Annotated in this window: 3 protein-coding genes; all 3 read right to left on the minus strand. The window is 35.8% G+C overall.

Features of this window, described 5'->3' with window-relative positions:
- On the minus strand, positions 1-311 hold a 311-nt coding region (locus AC220I_RS21600; RefSeq protein ID WP_486725939.1), incomplete at its 3' end, for an FAD binding domain-containing protein.
- 22 nt (positions 312-333) lie between these two features.
- Positions 334-798, minus strand: a complete 465-nt coding sequence (locus AC220I_RS21605) for a (2Fe-2S)-binding protein (RefSeq protein WP_486725940.1) — start codon at positions 796-798, stop codon at positions 334-336.
- A gap of 123 nt (positions 799-921) precedes the next feature.
- Positions 922-2,151: tetratricopeptide repeat protein (locus tag AC220I_RS21610; protein ID WP_486725941.1), on the minus strand; the 1,230-nt coding region annotated here is incomplete at its 5' end.

Consider the following 2,151-nt stretch of genomic DNA (forward strand, 5'->3'; position numbering starts at 1 on the left):
GCTATCGTTCCTCTATTTCTGATTTGCGTTGAACCCACTTTACTGGCTGCGATAGACAATGCTGGCACATGCTTTTTTATAATTTTAGACTCTTCTATTGTCGTCAATGTCACCAATGCACCAATTACGATTTCTTGTGCATTCTCGGTGATGTTTTTTAACGACTTGATTCCAGAAATATCAATTATTCGATTAAATCGCTCTGGATGATTTCTAAGCTTAATCATAAAATCAGTACCACCCGCGATAATTCCAGTGTTTGAATCATTTTCATACAATAACGTCGATAAGGCTTCAATTGAAGTGGGCATATGATAGTTCAAAAAAGACAAATTAAACACCTTCTTTCTTAACAACGGCTTGGACTGCGTCCACAATTTTATTATAGCCAGTGCATCGACATAAATTCCCTTCTATTGCCCTTTTAATCTCATCTTCAGTTGGATTTGGTTCACGCATTAACAGGGCTTTACAAGATAAAATCATTCCCGGCGTACAAAATCCACATTGAACTGCGCCGTTATTAATAAAAGCCGTCTGTATGATATCTAACTCTCCACGTTTCTCCAAACCTTCCACCGTGATAATTTCACTGCCTCTAGCCTGCATTGCCAATAAAGTACACGAGGCAATTGCCCGTTGATCCATTATTACAGTGCAAGCACCACATTCACCTTCTGAACACCCTTCCTTGACACTCGTCAGATTTAATTTTGACCTCAGGACATCCAATAACCGATCATGTGCTTCCACCTCAACTTTGACTTCATCCCCATTCACATTCATTTCAAGTAACAAATAAACACCTCCACAGTCATCAATAACTTTCCACTTTATATCTATATTTTAATGAAGTCACGTCAACGAACCGTCAAAATATTTTAATTTGTAAAAGAAAAAGCGGCATTTTTTTGATGCCACTTAAACATTTTGATGAAGAATTTCATTTCGTATTAAGTTCAATTTTTCATCTTCATATTGACTATTCAGATAGCTTTGATAATAATCTGCTTTTTCAAGACAATACTTGGCATGTTCATAGTCTTTCTGTTTTAATGAAAGCATTGACATATACCCCCAAGCAAGAGCACGGCCCCATTGAAAATCAAACTCCTCATAGAGTTCAATCGCCTTTTTGAAGTACCCTCCAGCGCTATCTAAGTCACCACTTTCATAGTATCCTTGACCTAAACTTGAATAAAACAGGGTCAATCGATCGATATAACCATAGGTTTCTGCTAAGGTTACTGCCTTTTCATAATATATAATCGATTGCCCATAATGTTTTTGATATCTTTGACTCTCACCTAAGTAGTAATAACTCGCCATGATGTTCAAAATATAACGTGGCCTTTCTTTTAAGCGTTCAAATAAGTTAATAGCGCCTTTTAAGAAGTTCTCGCCACGCTGATAATCCCCTTTAAGGATATAACTGTAACCCTTGAGCCTTATAAATACGCCAAGCTCTGCTTTCATTTCTTTTTGATGTGCAATATGAATTGCCTTTGTGATTATTTCAAGCATTTTATCTACTTGTCTTGTATTGATATAATGAAATACCATGAGCTTATACCCTTTTAGCATGTATTCTGTATTAAGCGCTTCCATGGCAAGTTGAATCATTTTCTCAGTTAAAGAAAGACCTAAGTCACCTTTTCCTGTAATAATATAAAAACGACTCATTAAGTTCAAATAATAAATTTCAAGCTCAGTACCTAAGTTTTGACCACTCGCTTGCAATTCATGATATAGGGCGTTGATTTCTTCTAACTCCTTTTTTAGGTTCTCCTTTAGATTCTTCTGGTTGATTATATTGCTGTTTATTTCACCATTCTTCACAATCGGAAACATTTCATGCATCATCTCTAAATAGTCGAAGATCCATTTTATCTTATATTTCAAATAATTAACGCGATCCCCTGCCATTTGACTGTGATAGATAATTTGATCATATTCTTGGACTAACTCCTGTTCAAAATACGCGGCAATTTTCTTGTGAATGAGTTTTTGCTTGGCCTTGTAAAGTGACGCATAAAGATAGTCCTTAAGTTTATGATGAACAAACTCAAATTGTTCAGATTCATTGGGTAGGCTACAGCATCTTTCAACAAAGATATCCTTCTGTATGATTTCTTCAACAAGTGACATTAA

It is taken from the genome of Fusibacter sp., from assembly GCF_057447755.1.